Source organism: Sphingomonas sp. Leaf22 (assembly GCF_001421715.1).
In the GTDB taxonomy this organism is placed as follows: domain Bacteria; phylum Pseudomonadota; class Alphaproteobacteria; order Sphingomonadales; family Sphingomonadaceae; genus Sphingomonas.
In genome coordinates this window covers 56,598-72,633 of the sequence record NZ_LMKP01000043.1, presented here as the reverse complement: position 1 = coordinate 72,633, position 16,036 = coordinate 56,598, and the positions used below count along the sequence as shown (strand labels likewise).

Annotated in this window: 17 protein-coding genes; 9 read left to right on the top strand and 8 right to left on the bottom strand. The window is 67.0% G+C overall.

Annotated elements, in window-relative coordinates; genetic code table 11:
- The first annotated feature begins 76 nt into the window (after nt 1-76).
- Nucleotides 77-1,078, top strand: coding sequence for a glycerophosphodiester phosphodiesterase (locus ASE70_RS17040; protein ID WP_443024911.1), 1,002 nt, complete (start codon nt 77-79; stop codon nt 1,076-1,078).
- A gap of 28 nt (nt 1,079-1,106) precedes the next feature.
- A complete protein-coding gene (locus tag ASE70_RS17035) occupies nt 1,107-1,328 on the top strand; it encodes a hypothetical protein (protein WP_414882350.1) in 222 nt (73 codons plus the stop codon).
- 125 nt (nt 1,329-1,453) lie between these two features.
- Here ASE70_RS17035 and ASE70_RS17030 read toward each other — a convergent pair whose 3' ends face one another.
- Nucleotides 1,454-2,170: a GPI inositol-deacylase gene (locus ASE70_RS17030; RefSeq protein WP_235520023.1), complete on the bottom strand. Its 717-nt coding sequence runs from the start codon at nt 2,168-2,170 to the stop codon at nt 1,454-1,456.
- The gene (locus ASE70_RS17025; RefSeq protein WP_056402958.1) at nt 2,161-2,772 is read right to left on the bottom strand and encodes a TIGR02117 family protein; all 612 of its coding nucleotides are present in this window, start codon (nt 2,770-2,772) and stop codon (nt 2,161-2,163) included. Before ASE70_RS17025 ends, ASE70_RS17030 begins: the two co-directional genes overlap by 10 nt.
- A gap of 69 nt (nt 2,773-2,841) precedes the next feature.
- On the opposite strand from ASE70_RS17025, the gene phhA reads away from it, so the two are divergent.
- Nucleotides 2,842-3,708 carry a phenylalanine 4-monooxygenase gene (gene phhA, locus ASE70_RS17020; protein WP_056507416.1) on the top strand — a complete coding sequence of 289 codons (867 nt, stop codon included), beginning with the start codon at nt 2,842-2,844 and terminating at the stop codon, nt 3,706-3,708.
- A 137-nt stretch (nt 3,709-3,845) separates the two neighbouring features.
- Here phhA and ASE70_RS17015 read toward each other — a convergent pair whose 3' ends face one another.
- The 3 genes from ASE70_RS17015 to ASE70_RS17005 form a co-directional block, all read right to left on the bottom strand.
- Nucleotides 3,846-4,781: a 50S ribosomal protein L11 methyltransferase gene (locus ASE70_RS17015; protein ID WP_056507413.1), complete on the bottom strand. Its 936-nt coding sequence runs from the start codon at nt 4,779-4,781 to the stop codon at nt 3,846-3,848.
- Nucleotides 4,778-5,473, bottom strand: coding sequence for an SDR family NAD(P)-dependent oxidoreductase (locus ASE70_RS17010; protein ID WP_056402694.1), 696 nt, complete (start codon nt 5,471-5,473; stop codon nt 4,778-4,780). Before ASE70_RS17010 ends, ASE70_RS17015 begins: the two co-directional genes overlap by 4 nt.
- Nucleotides 5,474-5,543: 70 nt before the next feature.
- Nucleotides 5,544-6,893 carry a methyl-accepting chemotaxis protein gene (locus ASE70_RS17005; RefSeq protein ID WP_056402955.1) on the bottom strand — a complete coding sequence of 450 codons (1,350 nt, stop codon included), beginning with the start codon at nt 6,891-6,893 and terminating at the stop codon, nt 5,544-5,546.
- 211 nt (nt 6,894-7,104) lie between these two features.
- Between ASE70_RS17005 and sdhC the strand changes: the two genes are divergently transcribed.
- From sdhC to ASE70_RS16975, 6 genes are all read left to right on the top strand, one after another.
- Complete coding sequence (sdhC, locus tag ASE70_RS17000; protein WP_056507410.1) at nt 7,105-7,524, top strand: succinate dehydrogenase, cytochrome b556 subunit; 420 nt, start codon at nt 7,105-7,107, stop codon at nt 7,522-7,524.
- A complete protein-coding gene (gene sdhD / locus ASE70_RS16995; protein WP_056402689.1) occupies nt 7,524-7,910 on the top strand; it encodes a succinate dehydrogenase, hydrophobic membrane anchor protein in 387 nt (128 codons plus the stop codon). The genes sdhC and sdhD overlap by 1 nt, the downstream gene beginning before the upstream one ends.
- Nucleotides 7,910-9,727, top strand: a complete 1,818-nt coding sequence (gene sdhA / locus ASE70_RS16990; protein WP_056402686.1) for a succinate dehydrogenase flavoprotein subunit — start codon at nt 7,910-7,912, stop codon at nt 9,725-9,727. Before sdhD ends, sdhA begins: the two co-directional genes overlap by 1 nt.
- A 488-nt stretch (nt 9,728-10,215) precedes the next feature.
- Nucleotides 10,216-10,785 (top strand): ATP-dependent Clp protease proteolytic subunit, encoded by a 570-nt coding sequence (locus ASE70_RS16985; protein ID WP_056402683.1) that lies wholly within the window; start codon nt 10,216-10,218, stop codon nt 10,783-10,785.
- Nucleotides 10,786-10,954: 169 nt separating this feature from the next.
- Nucleotides 10,955-11,866 (top strand): XdhC family protein, encoded by a 912-nt coding sequence (locus tag ASE70_RS16980; protein WP_056507406.1) that lies wholly within the window; start codon nt 10,955-10,957, stop codon nt 11,864-11,866.
- Nucleotides 11,856-12,497: a nucleotidyltransferase family protein gene (locus ASE70_RS16975; RefSeq protein WP_056507403.1), complete on the top strand. Its 642-nt coding sequence runs from the start codon at nt 11,856-11,858 to the stop codon at nt 12,495-12,497. Before ASE70_RS16980 ends, ASE70_RS16975 begins: the two co-directional genes overlap by 11 nt.
- A gap of 323 nt (nt 12,498-12,820) precedes the next feature.
- Here the strand turns inward: ASE70_RS16975 and ASE70_RS16970 are convergent, their stop codons facing one another.
- The 3 genes from ASE70_RS16970 to ASE70_RS16960 all read right to left on the bottom strand — a co-directional run bounded on the left by ASE70_RS16970 (nt 12,821) and on the right by ASE70_RS16960 (nt 16,022).
- Nucleotides 12,821-14,200 carry a UdgX family uracil-DNA binding protein gene (locus ASE70_RS16970; protein ID WP_056507400.1) on the bottom strand — a complete coding sequence of 460 codons (1,380 nt, stop codon included), beginning with the start codon at nt 14,198-14,200 and terminating at the stop codon, nt 12,821-12,823.
- Complete coding sequence (locus tag ASE70_RS16965; protein WP_056402953.1) at nt 14,200-14,676, bottom strand: hemerythrin domain-containing protein; 477 nt, start codon at nt 14,674-14,676, stop codon at nt 14,200-14,202. Before ASE70_RS16965 ends, ASE70_RS16970 begins: the two co-directional genes overlap by 1 nt.
- A 98-nt stretch (nt 14,677-14,774) precedes the next feature.
- Nucleotides 14,775-16,022, bottom strand: coding sequence for a putative DNA modification/repair radical SAM protein (locus ASE70_RS16960; protein ID WP_056507397.1), 1,248 nt, complete (start codon nt 16,020-16,022; stop codon nt 14,775-14,777).
- Nucleotides 16,023-16,036 lie beyond the last annotated feature (14 nt).

The following is a 16,036-nucleotide window of genomic DNA, read 5'->3' as shown; positions in this document are numbered from 1 at the left end:
CATCGGCTAACGTTCCCGATCGAAACGGTTTCCTGTTGCGAAGGGATCGCAGATGTTAGGTACGGTTTTGCTGGCGATGCTGGGGATGGGCACGATGACCGAGGAACGACCGATCGACGCGACGCCGATCGTGATCGCGCATCGCGGGGCAAGCGGGTCGCGCCCCGAACATACCCTCGCCGCGTATGAACTCGCGATCGAACAGGGCGCGGACTTCATCGAACCCGATCTCGTGCTGACGAAGGATAATGTGTTCGTCGCCCGGCACGAAAACGAGATTTCGGGCACCACCGATGTCGCCGCCCACCCCGAATTCGCCGCCCGCCGCGCGACGAAGACGATCGACGGGCAGCAGGTCACCGGCTGGTTCACCGAGGATTTCACGCTCGCCGAACTGCGCACGTTGCGGGCGAAGGAGCGCCTGCCGCAACTGCGCTCCGGCAATACCCGCTATGACGGGCAGCAACCGATCCCGACGCTGGCCGAGGTGATCGCGCTGGCCAAGCGCGCCACCGCGGCGACCGGACGGACGATCGGCATCTATCCCGAGACCAAGCACCCGACCTATTTCGCGTCGATCGGCCATCCGATGGAGGCGCATCTCGTCCGCGACCTGCGCGCCGCCGGCTGGGACAGTGCGAAGGCACCGGTGTTCATCCAGTCGTTCGAGGTGAACAATCTCAAGGCGTTGAAGAAACTGACCGCCATCCGCCTGATCCAGTTGATGGATGCGACCGGCGGCCCGGCCGATCATGCCGTCGATAGCTATCAAACGATGGCGACCCCGGCCGGATTGAAGGCGGTCGCGACCTATGCCTTCGGGATCGGACCGAACAAGTCGATGGTCGGCGCGGACAAGCCGCTGGTCCATGACGCGCACGTCGTGGGCTTGCGCGTCCATCCATGGACCTATCGTGCCGAGAATGTCTTCCTGCCCGAATTCTATCGCGTGGCCGGCGGACCCGAGGTGCATGGCCGGGTGGGGCAGGAGATCGCCGATGCGGTCGCCGCCGGCGTCGATGGTTTCTTCACCGATTTCCCGCTAATCGGGGCGCAGGTACGCGACAAACCATATTGAGGGGCGGTGGATGCGATTGGGGTGGGTGATGCTGGCGCTGGTGCCGCTGACCGGGGGCTGTGTCAGCACGGTGTGGAACGTCGCGACCGCGCCGGTCCGCGCCGGTGCGCAGGTGATCGACTGGACGACGACCAGCCAGTCTGAGGCCGACCGCAATTACGGCCGCAAGATGCGCAAGAAGGAAGCTCGTGAGGGCCGCGAGATGCGCAAGGAAGACGCGCGGCGTCGGCGCGAGCGGGACGACGATTGAGTCGTGTCAACTCCCCTCCCTGACAAGGGAGGGGTCGGGGGTGGGTAGGCCCGTTGTGGCGCGCTATCGTTCCCTCACGGGCCAACCCACCCCCGGCCCCTCCCTTCCAGGGAGGGGAAAAATTCTCACCGGTTCCCCGCCAGCGCCTCCGCTACCGCGCGCAGCACCACCAGCCGGGTCTGCACGCCATAATGGCTGCTCACCACCTCGACCGCGCGGCAGCCGGGTTCGCCGGGCACATGGCAGCCCATGCCGTTGACCAGCCCGTCGCTGGCGCTCCAGATCGCGGTGGCGGGAACGGGCAGGGGGCGGCGGACCTCTTCGGCCAGCGCCAGCACGGCGGGATCGTCGACCGACTCGCCGCTGATCCATTCGTACAGCCGCCAGACATGGGTCGAGCGCGCCGGCCCGGCATAGGGGCTGGCGACGGTCACCACCTGTTCGACCAGATCGGGCCGGCGATGCGCCGCCAGCCGCGCCATGATCCCGCCGAGACTGACCCCGACCAGCGCCACCGGCCGTCCGCTCGCCTGCGCGACGGCATCGATGCGCGCGAACAGGTCGCCCGCGTCCGGCCCGATGCTGCGCTGTCCGAAATTGCGCCCCAGTTCCCAGCCATGCGCGTCGTGGCCGAGCGCGCGCAGATAGCGGCGCAGGATCGTGTTCGACCGGTCGCTGTTGAACAATCCGGGCAGCAGCATCACCGGTTCGCCGCTCGCCCGTGGTGCGCCGGCCAGCGCCCGCCGCCATCCGAACGGCACCCCTGCCAGCGCGAAGGCGGCGCGCGGCGTCTCAATCACGAAACGGCCGATCGGGGGCGGGGCGAGCATGGTCACAGCCACGACGTAACCGTCACCGGAAACGGCGTCCACGCCCCCATCGGCACCCCCGCCGCCCGCAGCACCGCACCGGTCCACGCATTGCAGGTCTGCACCGCGCTGTACCGCCCGCGCGCCGGGTAAAAGGCATCGGACGGGCCATAGCCGTGGACCGTGGGCCCTTGCACGAAACTGGCGCGGATCGCCAAAACCAGCCGCCGATACTGGTCGGGCGACAGCGTGACCGGATAGACGCCCGGCTCGCCCTTCGGTTCGGGCAGATGCCCGACATGCAGTACCACCGCATCGCTGCCGGTCGCGGCGGCAAGGATGGTGGTCGGGCTGACATCGGCCCAGGTCGGCGTGCCGAGGTAGAAGGCGCGCTCGCCCCAGCCGATCGACAGCCAGCCATGGCCGGCATAGCGCGGGTCGGCCAGATCGCCGGCGCGTACCAGATCGTCGAACGACTGGCCGGCGGCGTGTTTGGGCAGGACGATGCCGGTATGGATGCCGTTATCCTCGACATAGATGCGGATGCCCTGTTGCGGCGCACGCCCGCCCGATCCGCCCGGGATCGCGCCGCCGATTAGCCCGGCGATGCAGTACCCCAGCACGATCAGCAGCATGCCGCCCAGCAAACCCGATAGTCGAAGGGACCATTTCCGTAGCATCGTTTCCCATGCTACCCTGTGCGGATGGCCAGCGATACCCATGTGCTCGACCGCCCGCCCGAGGGTGCCAATGCCGACTGGACGATCCCGCAGGGCTGGGACGACTATAGTGCTGAGGACCATGCCACCTGGGACACGCTGTACGCGCGGCAGATGCAGTTGCTGCCCGGTCGCGCGTCGGACGCGTTCCTGCGCGGGCTGGACGCGCTGAAACTGTCCGAATCCGGGATTCCAGATTTCGAGGAGCTGTCGGACCGGCTGGAGGCGCTGACCGGGTGGCGGGTGGTCGCGGTGCCGGGGCTGGTGCCCGACGACGTGTTCTTCACCCACATGGCCAATCGCCGCTTCGTCGCCGGCAACTTCATCCGCCGGCCCGACCAGCTCGACTATCTTCAGGAACCCGACGTCTTTCACGACGTGTTCGGCCATGTGCCGATGCTCGCCGACCCGGTGTTCGCCGATTATCTGGCGGCCTATGGTCGCGGCGGCCTGCGCGCGCTCGAACTCGGGTCGCTGAAGCAACTCGCGCGGCTCTATTGGTACACCGTCGAATTCGGGCTGGTGCGGGAAGCGGGGGCCTTGCGTATTTATGGCGCGGGCATCGTGTCGAGCGCATCGGAAACCCGCTTCTCGCTCGACGATCCAAGCCCCAACCGGATCATGCTCGATCTGGCGCGGGTCATGCGCACCGATTACCGGATCGACGATTTCCAGCAGACCTATTTCGTCATCCCCAGCTTCGACGAACTGCTGCGCCTGACCGTCGAGACCGACTTCGCGCCGGTGTACGAAGCGATCCGCGAAGAGCGCGAGATCGCGGTGGATGAAGTGCTGCCCGAGGATATGGTGCTGACCCGCGGCACGCAGCACTATGCGAGGTCGAAGACATAAAATCCTCCCCGGCACGGGGAGGGGGACCAGCGAAGCTGGTGGAGGGGGGCGTCCGCATACGGAACGGTTGCGTTGCGCCGCCACCCCCCTCCACCCCCGCTTCGCGGCGGTCCCCCTCCCCGCGAGCGGGGAGGAGTTTAGAGATCCAGCGCCCAGCCGTCGCGACCCTTCGGATCGATCGGCTCGGTCGGCACGAACCGCTCCGCCCCCGCCGTCAGCCGCAGCACGCTCCAGTCGCCGCGCCGGTCGACCTCGGTCAGCGTGACGCCGCACGCCGCATAGGCCGCGACCACGTCCGCCCGCTGCGTCTCCAGCAACCCGGCCAGAACGATCGTCGCTCCCGGTGCCGCGATCGCCGCCACCTCCGGCGCCATCGACATCAGCGGTCCGGCGAGGATGTTCGCGATCAGCAGGTCATAGGGTGCCGCCGCCGTGACCGCATCCGACAGCGCGCCGTCGGCGACCACCAGCTCGACCCGATCGACATCATTCAGCCGCGCATTCTCCGCCGTGACGTCGATCGCCACCGGATCGATATCGGTCGCGATCACCCGCGCCGCCGGCCACAATTCGCGCGCGGCGAACGCCAGCAGCCCGGTACCGGTCCCCAGATCGATCGCGTTCGCGAACGTCTTGCCCGCCAACCGGTCGAGCATCGCCAGACAGCCGCTGGTCGTCTCGTGATGCCCGGTGCCGAAGGCGCGTCCCGCATCGATCAGGAACGCGCGCTTGCCCGGCGGCACGTCGCCGGCCTGCGCGGCAGTGTGGACATAGAAGCGCCCGACCGACAGCGGGTCCAGCCCCGCCTGGCTCATCGTCACCCAATCCTCGTCGCCCAGCGCCTCGATCCGCGGTACCTGTCCGGCGGCACTCGGGGCCAGCGCGGCGATTACGGCGATGGCGGCGGCATCGGGCTCCACCTCGAAATAGGCGTCGAGCCGCCACGTCTCGGTATCGTCCTCGACCGTCTCGGTCGTCATCAGCACCGGGGCGGGGTCGATCCCGAAATCATGCGCCGCGTCGATCGCCTCGGCTTCGGCGCGGGTGCACGGCAGGGTCAGTTTCCAGCTCATCGCACATAGCTCGCGCCGTTGACGTCCAGCACCGCGCCGGTCATCGATTCGGGGGCCTCGGTCGCGCAGAACGCCGCCATCACCGCGACCTCGTCGGGCATCGCCACCCGGCCGAGCGGAATATCGGCCAGCAGCCTGTCGCCACCACGGCTCGCCACATAATCCTCGGCCATGCCGGTCATGGTGAAGCCGGGACAGATGGCGAAGGCGAGGATGCGGTCGCGGGCATAGGCGCGGGCGATCGTCTTGGTCATCGCCACCATGCCGGCCTTGGCCGCGGCATAATGCCAGTGCGCGGGCGAATCGCCCCGGTGTGCGGCGCGGCTGGCGATGTTGACGATCCGGCCGGAGATGCCGCGATCCTGCCAGTGGCGCACCGCCAGCCGGCTGAGTTCGGCGGCGGCGGTCAGGTTGATGCGCAGCGTCCGTTCCCAGCCCGCGACCCAGTCGTCGTCGGACCGGTCGATCGGGTTCGGTTCGAACACGCCGGCATTGTTGATGAGGATGTCGACCCGCCCGTCCAGCCGGTCGAGCGCGCGCCGCCACAGGTCGCCCGGCGCGGCGGGATCGGCGAAGTCGGCGGCAAGGTCGCCGGCGGTCGACTGGACGGCAAGGGTGTGGGCGTCGCGCAGGCGGTCGGCGATCGCCGCACCGATCCCGCGCGATCCGCCGGTCAGGAGAATATGGGCCATGTCCCGCCGTGTAGGCGGGGGCGGGGCAGGGGGCAACGGGCGGTCGTCCGCGCCGTTGCGGTCGTCGGCGTTACGCCGCGACCTTGGCGATGAAATCGACCGCGCTGGCTTTCAGCGATCCCAGTTCGCCGTCGAGCGAGTTGAACCCTTCGCCGACCCGGTCGATTTCCGATGCGACGGTTTCGGTGTCCTCACGGATCGTGGCGATCGTCGACGACATTGAATCGGCGGCCAGCGCGGTTTCGTCGACGGCGGCGGTGATCGCGGTCACCGTCTGCGCCTGCACCTCCATCGCGCTGCGGATGCGGTTGGCGCTTTCCTGCACCTCGCTCACCGTGGCGCGGATCGACGCATTGGTTTCGACGGTCGACCGGGTCGCCGCCTGGATCGCCGCGATCTTGGCGGCGATGTCGTCCGTGGCGCGTGCGGTCTGGCTGGCGAGGCTCTTGACCTCCTGTGCGACCACCGCGAACCCGCGGCCGGCGTCGCCCGCGCGCGCCGCTTCGATCGTGGCGTTCAGCGCCAGCAAATTGGTCTGACCGGCGATGTCGCGGATCAGGCCGAGGATCGATTCGATCGATTTGGCATGGTCCGACAGCGTTTCCGACATGCCGACGGCGGTGCCCGCCTGTCCGGAGGCGCGCGTCGCGATCTCGGCGGCAGCCTCGACCTCGGTCCGCGCATCCTCGATCGCGCGGATCAGACCGGCGGCGGTGGCGGCCGCCTCGCGCATCGCGACCGCCGATTGTTCGGCGGCGGCGGCGACTTCGGACGCCTTGCCCAGCATCCCGCGGGCGCTGGCGGAGGTGCGGACGGCGTGACCGCGCAGCGCATCGCTCTCGCGGCTGGCGCGTTCGACGGTCGATCCGATATTGTCGCGGAATTCATGTGCCAGCCGGTCGCGCGATTCCTGAAGGTCGTGATGCGCATAGGCATTGTAGAGCGACACGAACATCTCGCATTCGACCGAGCGTAGCCGGAACAGCAGTTCGGCGGCATCGCGGAACGCCGTTTCGTCGGCGATGCCGCGGCGCAGCACGTCGAGCAGCGCCCGCGCACCCGCATCGCCCATCGACAGGATCGCGGTCAGCTGCACGCCGTTCGAAAAGGCGCGGGCGACGGTGCGCTCGCACGATTCGACCCATGCGCTGCCGGTCAGGTTGGTGAAGCGGTTGCGCAGATAGGCGACGCCCAGTTCGATCATCCGCTCGTAATCGTTCGTCATGCTGTCGCGACCGCCGACCTTCTGCGACTGGTCGAAATGCGCGGCGGCGACGAGTCGCGCCTCGGGCTCGATCACGTTCCACAGGGCGCGCGCGGCGTCGACATCGGCCGACGAGATGTTGAACAGGCGAAGGCGTTCCCGCAAATCGATCGTACGGCTGACGCTCTCTGCTGCCGGAAGTGTCTTCGTCGCCACGTTGCGAATCCCCTGTTCCCCTGCACAGCCCGACCTGTCGGAACCGATGCGCAGACCCATGAGTAGCCCGACAGGCGTTAACAGTCCGTTGACCAAGCCCGTCGCGCAAAGTCTCTTTCGCGGATGCACACTTGCATCGGCGGGACGGGTGCGTAGATAGACCACAATCGCTGGAAGACCGCATCTGCCACGCGGTCGCACTGCCTGAGGAATGCCCGACTTGGCCATGGTCCGCCCGAAAGCCCGCCCGACATCGCCGCATCTACAGATCTGGCGCTGGGGTCCCAACATGCTGGTGTCGATCCTGCACCGCGCCACCGGCGTCGCCATGGGCACGGTCGGACTGGCGCTGTTCGTGTGGTGGCTGGCGGCGCTGGCCGGTGGCGAGGACAGCTATGCGCGGTTCCTGTCGTGGTTCACCGGACCGTTCGCCATGGTCGGCTATGTCGTCGGCATCGGCCTCAGCTTCGCGCTGTTCCAGCATATCGCCAACGGCGTGCGCCATTTCTTCATGGATATCGGTGCCAATTTCGAACTGAAGGGCAACCGCCAGAGCGCGGTCATGACGATCGTCTTCGCCGCCTGCGCCACCGCGGCGCTGTGGGGCTGGCTGCTGGTGGGGAAGCACTGATGGGCAACGGAACGAGCATCGGTCGCGTCCGCGGCCTCGGGTCGGCAAAGGCCGGTGCGCATCATTTCTGGCACCAGCGGCTGACCGCGGTCGCCAACCTCGTGCTGATGGTCTGGCTGGTCCTGTCGATCGCATTGCTGCCGGCCTATGACTATGAAACGGCGTTCGCCTGGGTGTCGTCGGCATGGGGTGCGGTGCCGCTGCTGCTGCTTGCCACCTCGGTCTTCTATCATGCCAAGATGGGCCTGCAGACCGTGATCGAGGATTACCAGCATGACGAGACGCGCGTCGTCGCGCTGGTCGTGCTGAACCTCGTCTACGGCGCGGGCTGGCTTCTCGCCGCCTTCTCGATCCTTCGCATCGCTTTCACCGGGACGCCCGAATAATGGCCACCGACGCTTACAAGATCATCGACCACACCTATGACGCGATCGTCGTGGGTGCGGGTGGCTCGGGCCTGCGCGCCACCATGGGCATCGCCGAAGCGGGGCTGAAGACCGCCTGCATCACCAAGGTGTTCCCGACCCGGTCGCACACCGTGGCGGCACAGGGCGGCATCGCCGCATCGCTCGGCAACAACTCGCCCGACCATTGGTCGTGGCACATGTACGACACCGTCAAGGGCTCCGACTGGCTCGGCGACCAGGACGCGATCGAATATATGGTCCGCGAAGCGCCTGCGGCGGTGATCGAGCTGGAACATGCCGGCGTGCCGTTCAGCCGGAACGAGGACGGGACGATCTACCAGCGTCCGTTCGGCGGTCACATGCAGAATATGGGCGAAGGCCCCCCGGTGCAGCGCACCTGCGCCGCCGCCGACCGGACCGGTCACGCCATGCTCCACGCGCTGTACCAGCAGTCGCTGAAGTATGACGCCGACTTCTTCATCGAATATTTCGCGCTCGACCTCATCATGGAGGACACGCCCGAGGGCAAGGTCTGCCGTGGCGTCATCGCTTTGTGCATGGAAGACGGGTCGATCCACCGGTTCCGCGCGCATTCGGTGGTGCTGGCGACCGGCGGCTATGGCCGCTGCTATTTCTCCGCCACCTCGGCGCATAGCTGTACCGGCGACGGCGGCGGCATGGTGCTGCGCGCCGGCCTGCCGCTTCAGGACATGGAATTCGTGCAGTTCCACCCGACCGGCATCTACGGCGCGGGCGTGCTCATCACCGAAGGTGCGCGCGGCGAGGGCGGCTATCTGACCAACAAGGACGGCGAGCGGTTCATGGAACGCTACGCCCCCTCGGCCAAGGACCTCGCGTCGCGCGACGTCGTCAGCCGGTCGATGGCGATGGAAATGCGCGAAGGGCGCGGCGTCGGCAAGGACGGCGACCATATCTTCCTGCACCTTGACCATATCGATCCCAAGGTGCTGGCCGAACGCCTGCCGGGCATCACCGAAACCGGCAAGATTTTCGCCGGCGTCGACCTGACGCGCCAGCCGCTGCCGGTGACGCCGACGGTCCACTACAATATGGGCGGCATCCCCTGTAATTATCACGGCGAAGTCGTCACCAACCGCGACGGCAACCCGGACTCGGTCGTACCCGGCCTGTTCGCGGTCGGCGAAGCGGCCTGCGTGTCGGTGCACGGTGCCAACCGCCTCGGCTCCAACTCGCTGATCGATCTGGTCGTGTTCGGCCGCGCGACGGGCCTGCGCCTCAAGGAAACGCTGAAGCCGGGCACCCCGCACAAGCCGCTGCCGGAGGGGTCGGCCGACCTCGCGCTCGCCCGTCTCGACAGGTTCCGCAACGCCAGCGGCAGCAAGCCGACCGCGCAGATCCGCCTCGACATGCAGAAGACGATGCAGAAGCACTGCGCCGTGTTCCGCGACGACGCGCTTTTGAACGAAGGCGTCACGATGATGGAAAATATCTACCGGTCGTTCGCTGATGTGAGCGTCACCGATCGGTCGCTGATCTGGAACACCGATCTGGTCGAGACGCTCGAACTCGACAACCTGCTGGCGCAGGCGATGGTCACCATGCGGTCGGCGCAGAACCGCAAGGAAAGCCGTGGCGCGCACGTGAACGAGGATTTCCCCGATCGCGACGACGCCAACTGGATGAAGCACACCATCGCGTCGTTCGACGGCTGGGGCGGCAATGGCGGCATGACTGCGATCGATTATCGCCCGGTCCACGACTATACGCTGACCGACGAGATCGAATACATCAAGCCGAAGAAGCGGGTGTACTGAGTCTTTTCTCTCCGGTCCGGGAAGGGCGATCGGCTTCGCGGCCGGTCGCCTTTTTTGATTCACGCGAAGGTGCCAGGGACGCGAAGAAGAAAGCGGTTCGCGCGGAGACGCGGAGACGCGAAGGATTCCGCGAGCGGAAGCCTCATGACTCGACCTCAACCGCGGCACGAACGTCGCCCCGGACTTGATCCGGGGCCCCGCTTCTACTTCTGCGGCGGCAAGAAAGCGGGACCCGGGTCAAGTCCGGGGTCACGGCGTGGGAAGGGCGCTCATCTCGCGACAGCGAGCTCTGCTGAACCATCCGCCGCGAGTCCGAACCTTTCGGTGAAGCGAGCCGTCAGCCAGGACCGCCCCCCTCCGCGCCTCCGCGCAAACCCCCATCTTCTCCTCGCCCCGAACGCCGCCGCGTGAACCAAATCACCCGCCCCCCGGAACCAACCCCCATCGCCCCCGGTTTCGCCGCCGACCAACCCAGGGGGAACTGCCATATGTCCGACACCACCATCAACGATTACCCGCTGCTCGCCCGCCCGCACGTCCATCTCGCCGGTCCCGTCGACCATGCGATGTACGAAAGCTTCCGCAACCAGGTCGTCAACGCCCCGGCCGATGGCCCGCTGGTCGTGTCGATCTCGACGCTCGGCGGCGACCCAGAAGTCGCGCGGGCGATGGGCGATGATATCCGCCTGCTGCGTGACTATACCGGCCGCGAGGCGCTGTTCCTCGGCAAGGTCGCGGTCTATTCCGCCGGCTCGACCTTCATGTCCGCCTTTCCGGTCGACAAGCGGTTCCTGACGCGGGGCACCCGCCTGATGCTGCACGAGCGGCAGATGACCAGCACCATCGAACTGTCCGGCCCGCTCAAAATGCTAGTCGCGACGCTGAAGGCGAAGCTGCACGAGATCGAAACGTCGGTAGAGATCGAGGAAGAAGGTTTCCGCGACATCGTCGCCGGATCGCAGGTGCCGTTCGACGAACTGGTCCAGAAGGCCCCGGCCAACTGGTATATCTGCGCTGAGGAAGCGAAAGCACGCGGACTGGTGCTCGACGTGATCTGATCCGGCGTTTCCCCTCCCTGAAAGGGAGGGGCAGGGGTGGGTTGGCCTGCGAGGGAACGCGAGCGCTCCACAACCAGCCGACCCACCCCCAACCCCTCCCTTTCAGGAAGGGGCGCCAGAACCTATCTTGCTGGTACTCGCCGGCAAAAACCCCCAACATCGGAACGACATGGCCGACAACGACTCCGTCCTTACCGCCGCCCGCGACTGGGCCGGAGCGCCATTGGCACTGGCCACCGTCACCTCGACCTGGGGGTCCGCGCCCCGCCCGCGCGGCAGCCACATGCTGGTGCATGAGGACGGCCGGTTCGAAGGATCGGTGTCGGGCGGCTGCGTCGAAAGCGATATCCTCGCCACCGCCGCCGAGGTGGTCGCCGGCGCGCCCTTCGCGGTCAAACGCTATGGCGTGGCCGACGCCGCCGCGTGGGAAGTCGGCCTGCCGTGCGGCGGTGAGATCGAGGTGATGGTCCAGCGCGTCGACGCGGACAACTTCGACCCCGCCCTGTTCGACGCGATCGTATCGGCCAATGCCGCGGGACAGGCGATCGCCCTGACCACTGACCTGACCAGCGGCCGGACGCAGGTCGGGAAGGGCGAGGGCTTCGTCAACCGCTACGACCCGCCGCGCCGGTTGCTGATCGTCGGCGCGGTGCAGATCGCGCAGGGGCTGGCCGGGATGGCGCGCGAACTCGGCATCGCCACCACCGTCATCGACCCGCGCGCGCGGTTCCTGACCGATGAACGCTTTCCCGGCGTCACGCTCGACGATCGCTGGCCCGACGAGGCATTGGCCGCGCTCAAGCCCGACGCCGCCACCGCCGTCGTGACGCTCAGCCACGACATCAAGATCGACGACCCGGCGCTGATCGAGGCGCTGCGGTCGCCCGCCGCCTATGTCGGTGCGCTGGGGTCGCGGCGCAGCCATGCCGCCCGGCTCGAACGCCTTGCCGCCGTCGGCTTCGCGCCGGCCGACCTCGACCGGATCGACGGTCCGGTCGGACTGGATATCGGCGCGATCGGCCCGTCCGAAATCGCGCTGTCGATCGCCGCGGCGATGGTCAGGAGTTTCCATGCACGCTGAAGATACCGCGCTGATCCTGCTCGCTGCCGGTCGCTCGCGCCGCTTCGGCGACGCCGACAAGCTGGCGCAACCGTTCCTGCACAAGCCGGTCGCCTTCCACGTCGTGACGGCGCTGGAGGCGATTCCGTTCCTTGCGCGCATCGCGGTGATCGACGGGACGAAACTCGATTTCGCGTCGCGCGGGTTCGACGTCATCGTCAACGACGATCCCGGTGCCGGCATGTCGCGTTCGGTGCAACTCGGCCTGCGCGCCGCACGGACGGCGGGGGCGAAGGGCGTCGTGATCGCGCTGGCCGACATGCCGCGCATCACCGCCGCCCATGTCTATCGCCTGCTCGACACTGCACAGGGCGACGATGCGGTCGTCGCATCCAGCGACGGCACCAAACCCTGCCCGCCGGCCGTGTTCGGACAGGCTCGCTTCGATTTCCTCGAATCGCTGGAGGGCGATGCCGGTGCCCGCGATCTGGTCCGCGCCGGCCGCCACGTCATCACCACCCCCGCCGAACTGATCGATATCGACACCCCCGAAGACCTCGACCGCCTGCGCGCCATCGCCGAGGCCCCCGAACAACATGACGCGATCACCTTGCCGCAGCCCCAGCCATGGCATCGACCGCGGATGGAATGATTTTCCTACACGGTCGTGCTGCAATAGGCCGGGTCGGATCGGGTTCACGCGAAGGCGCGGAGACGCGAAGAGAAGAAGGTTAGTATTCGCGCAGAGGCGCGGAGACGCAGAGAGGTCGAGCATGCCGCGACAGCGGCTCTCTCTTCCTATCAGGCAGGTACAAGGCTTCGCCGGGAACACCGCAAGCGCCTGCTCCGATACCCTCTCTGCGCCTCTGCGCCTCTGCGCCAAAACCAATCTTCTTCGTGCCTTCGGGCCTTCGCGTGAACCAAAACCCCGCGACGCCCAAGATGCAGCAAGTGTGACCTTTGTGACCTTTGGCGTCACGCCATTGCCGCCGCCGCGCCCTTGAGGTCCTCGACGAACCGCGCAAACTCTTCTTCCGCCTGCACTTTATCCGGCAACCGCAGCAGATAGCTCGGATGCACCGTGATCCACGCCGCCCCGCCATCGGCCAGCCTCAGCACCCGCCCGCGCTCGCGTGATATCGTCACCGTCTTGCCGGTCAGCGACCGTGCTGCCGTCGCACCCATCGCCACCGTCATCCGCGGGCGCAGGATGCCGCGTTCCTGCTCGATCCACCAGCGACAGGCATCGATCTCGCCCACGCCCGGCTTGGCATGGATGCGCCGTTTGCCACGCGGTTCGAACTTGAAATGCTTGACGGCGTTGGTGACATAGACCCGCGACCGGTCGATCCCCGCCTCGGCCATCGCCCGGTCGAATACCTGCCCCGCCGGTCCGACGAACGGTCGCCCGGCCAGATCCTCCTGATCGCCCGGCTGTTCGCCGACCACCATCATGTCGGCATCGACCGGCCCTTCGCCGAACACCGTCTGTGTCGCCGGCTGCCATAGCGGGCAGCGTTGGCACCCCGTCGCCTCGTCGCGCAGCGCCGCCCATGCCACCATGCTGTTGCCGCCGGGGGCTGCCCGTGCCGTCTCGATCATCGCTGCCTCGCGTGCCTGTGCCCCCGCGATCAACGCCGGGACCAGCGCGGTTTCGGGCATGTTCTTCCAATATTTGCGCGGCATCTCCTTCATCATCGCGCCTTTTTTCAGCCGGGCGGGATTGAAGATCGATGCGTAATAGGTCTTCCAGACTTCCTCGACCGGATCGCCGGTCGGTGCATCCGCCTTGGTCGCGCCCGGCCCCTGCGTCAGCGTCTCACCGTCCCAATGCACCGAAATCTCCGGCGTCAGGATCGACCAGCGCATCGCCGCGAAGCGGTCGACGAAGAAGCGCGCATTATGGCGGACGATATGATGTTCCGGCTCGAACCAAGCGACGAAGCGGGTGTCGTCGGCGTCCGCCATCTCGCGAAACCGCAGGAACGCGCGCATCTTGTGGATGTCGCGCCGGACCGCCTTCGCCATTTCCTCCAGCCGCCGCATCGCCGGATCGGCCTTGTCGTCAATCAGCCGCGGTTCGGCGATCAGGCGGGTGAGCATCGCATAGAGCAGCGCGAACCGCGCCGGGTCGGCATGCATCGCCACCGTCCGCGCCAGATCGATGAACGCGCGCGGGACACGGGGGGCGGGGGCGCTGCCGTCGACGATCGCCTCGTCGCCGAACAGGTCGGTGGGCAGGTCGCCGACCTGCCACACCACCTCCGACGGTGCGACACGCTGGGCGGCGAGCGACCGGGCGGCGTCGCGCCACCCGTCGAAATCATCCGCCGCCGCCAGCGCCGCAACGCGCATCAGTCGCGATCGTCGCCCGCTTCCGACGACTCGGCTATCTCGAGTTCCCTGGGCTTGCGCTCCTCGAACACGGTCGCGATCCGCGCTTCCTCGTCGTCGCTCAATTCCTTTGCGGCGGCGGGAAACATCTCTTCCTCTTCCTCGTCGATATGATGTTCGTAGCGGTGCCGCATTTCGGCGAAACGCTGGTTCCATTCGTTGCCGGCCGGATCGAGCTTGGAAATCTCGCCGAGATAATCGTCGATTTCCTTATGCTCCGACACCGAATGCCGCGCCTCGTCGCGCAGGTCGGGATTGGCGAGCATCGTCGCGTACAGCGCCTCCTCTTCGGCCGCGGCATGGGCCGATACCTCGACGCGGAACTCCTCGAACAAGGCGGCGCGTTCGTCACCGCTCGCGGCGTCGATCCGCTGGAGCAGGTCGCGGTGCCGGTCGTGATCGGCCTTCAGATCGGCATAGATGCGGGCGTCGGCCATGGGGATTTCCTTCGGATGGTTCGACCAGACCAACGGCGACCATCGGCGGAGGTTTCTCTTGCGAGCGGTTTTCACTGCCTGCACCGGGAGGACGAAGACTATGCGAACAATTCCAGCTGATCGGTCTTCTTCGGGGCCACCACCGGCCGCAATTCGGCGCGGTCGGCCAGCACCACCGGCCGCCAGTCATCGGCGATGATGAACGGGCGGAGCTTGGCAACCGACACCGTCAGCCGCGCGATATCGGCCAGCGACAGCCGCCGCCACCGTCGCGCGGTCAGGATCGCGCCTACCGCCTTCACCCCCAGCCCCGGCACGCGCAGCAGCATTTCGCGCGGTGCCCGGTTCACATCGACCGGAAAGCGGTCGCGGAACTTCAACGCCCATGCCAGCTTGGGATCGATGTCGAGCGGCAGCATCCCCGTCGCATCGTCGGCGGCGGCACGCACCTCGTCGGGGCGATAGTCGTAGAAGCGCATCAGCCAGTCCGACTGGTACAGCCGATGTTCGCGCATCAATGGAGGACGTTGCAGCGGCAGGACGGCCGATGCCTCCGGGATCGGGCTGAACGCCGAATAATAGACGCGGCGCAGCGAAAACCGGTCGTACAGCGTCGCCGCCTTGCCGACGATATCGCGGTCGGTCGCGGCATCCGCCCCGACGATCATCTGCGTCGATTGTCCGGCCGGCGCGAATTTCGGCGCGGACTTGTATCGTTTGCGCGCGTCGCGACCGTCGGCGATCGCATGGGCGACGTCCTTCATCGCCCCCTCGATCTGCGGCGCGGATTTTTCGGGGGCCAGCCGCTTCAAGCCGCCGACCGTCGGCAGCTCGACGTTGATCGACACCCGGTCGGCATGGACCCCGGCCAGACGGACCAGCTCGGGATCGGCATCGGGAATGGTCTTCAGGTGGATATAGCCGCGAAAGTCGTGATCCTCGCGCAGCGACCGTGCGACTTCGACGATCTGCTCCATCGTATAGTTGGACGATCCAATGATCCCCGACGACAGGAACAGCCCCTCGATATAATTGCGCCGGTAGAAGCTGAGCGTCAGCGCGACGACTTCCTGTGCGGTGAAGCGCGCGCGGCGGACGTTCGACGACTTGCGGTTGATGCAATAATGACAGTCGAAGATACAGCTGTTGGTCAGCAGGATCTTCAGCAGCGAGATACAGCGACCATCGGGCGCATAGGCGTGACAGATGCCCATGCCCTCGGTCGACCCGATGCCCTTGCCGTCGCGCGAATTGCGCTTGGCGGTGCCCGACGATGCGCACGACGCATCATATTTGGCGGCGTCGGCCAGGATCGCCAGTTTCTGCCGGGTATCGAGTTGCGCCATTCGTTCAATATATG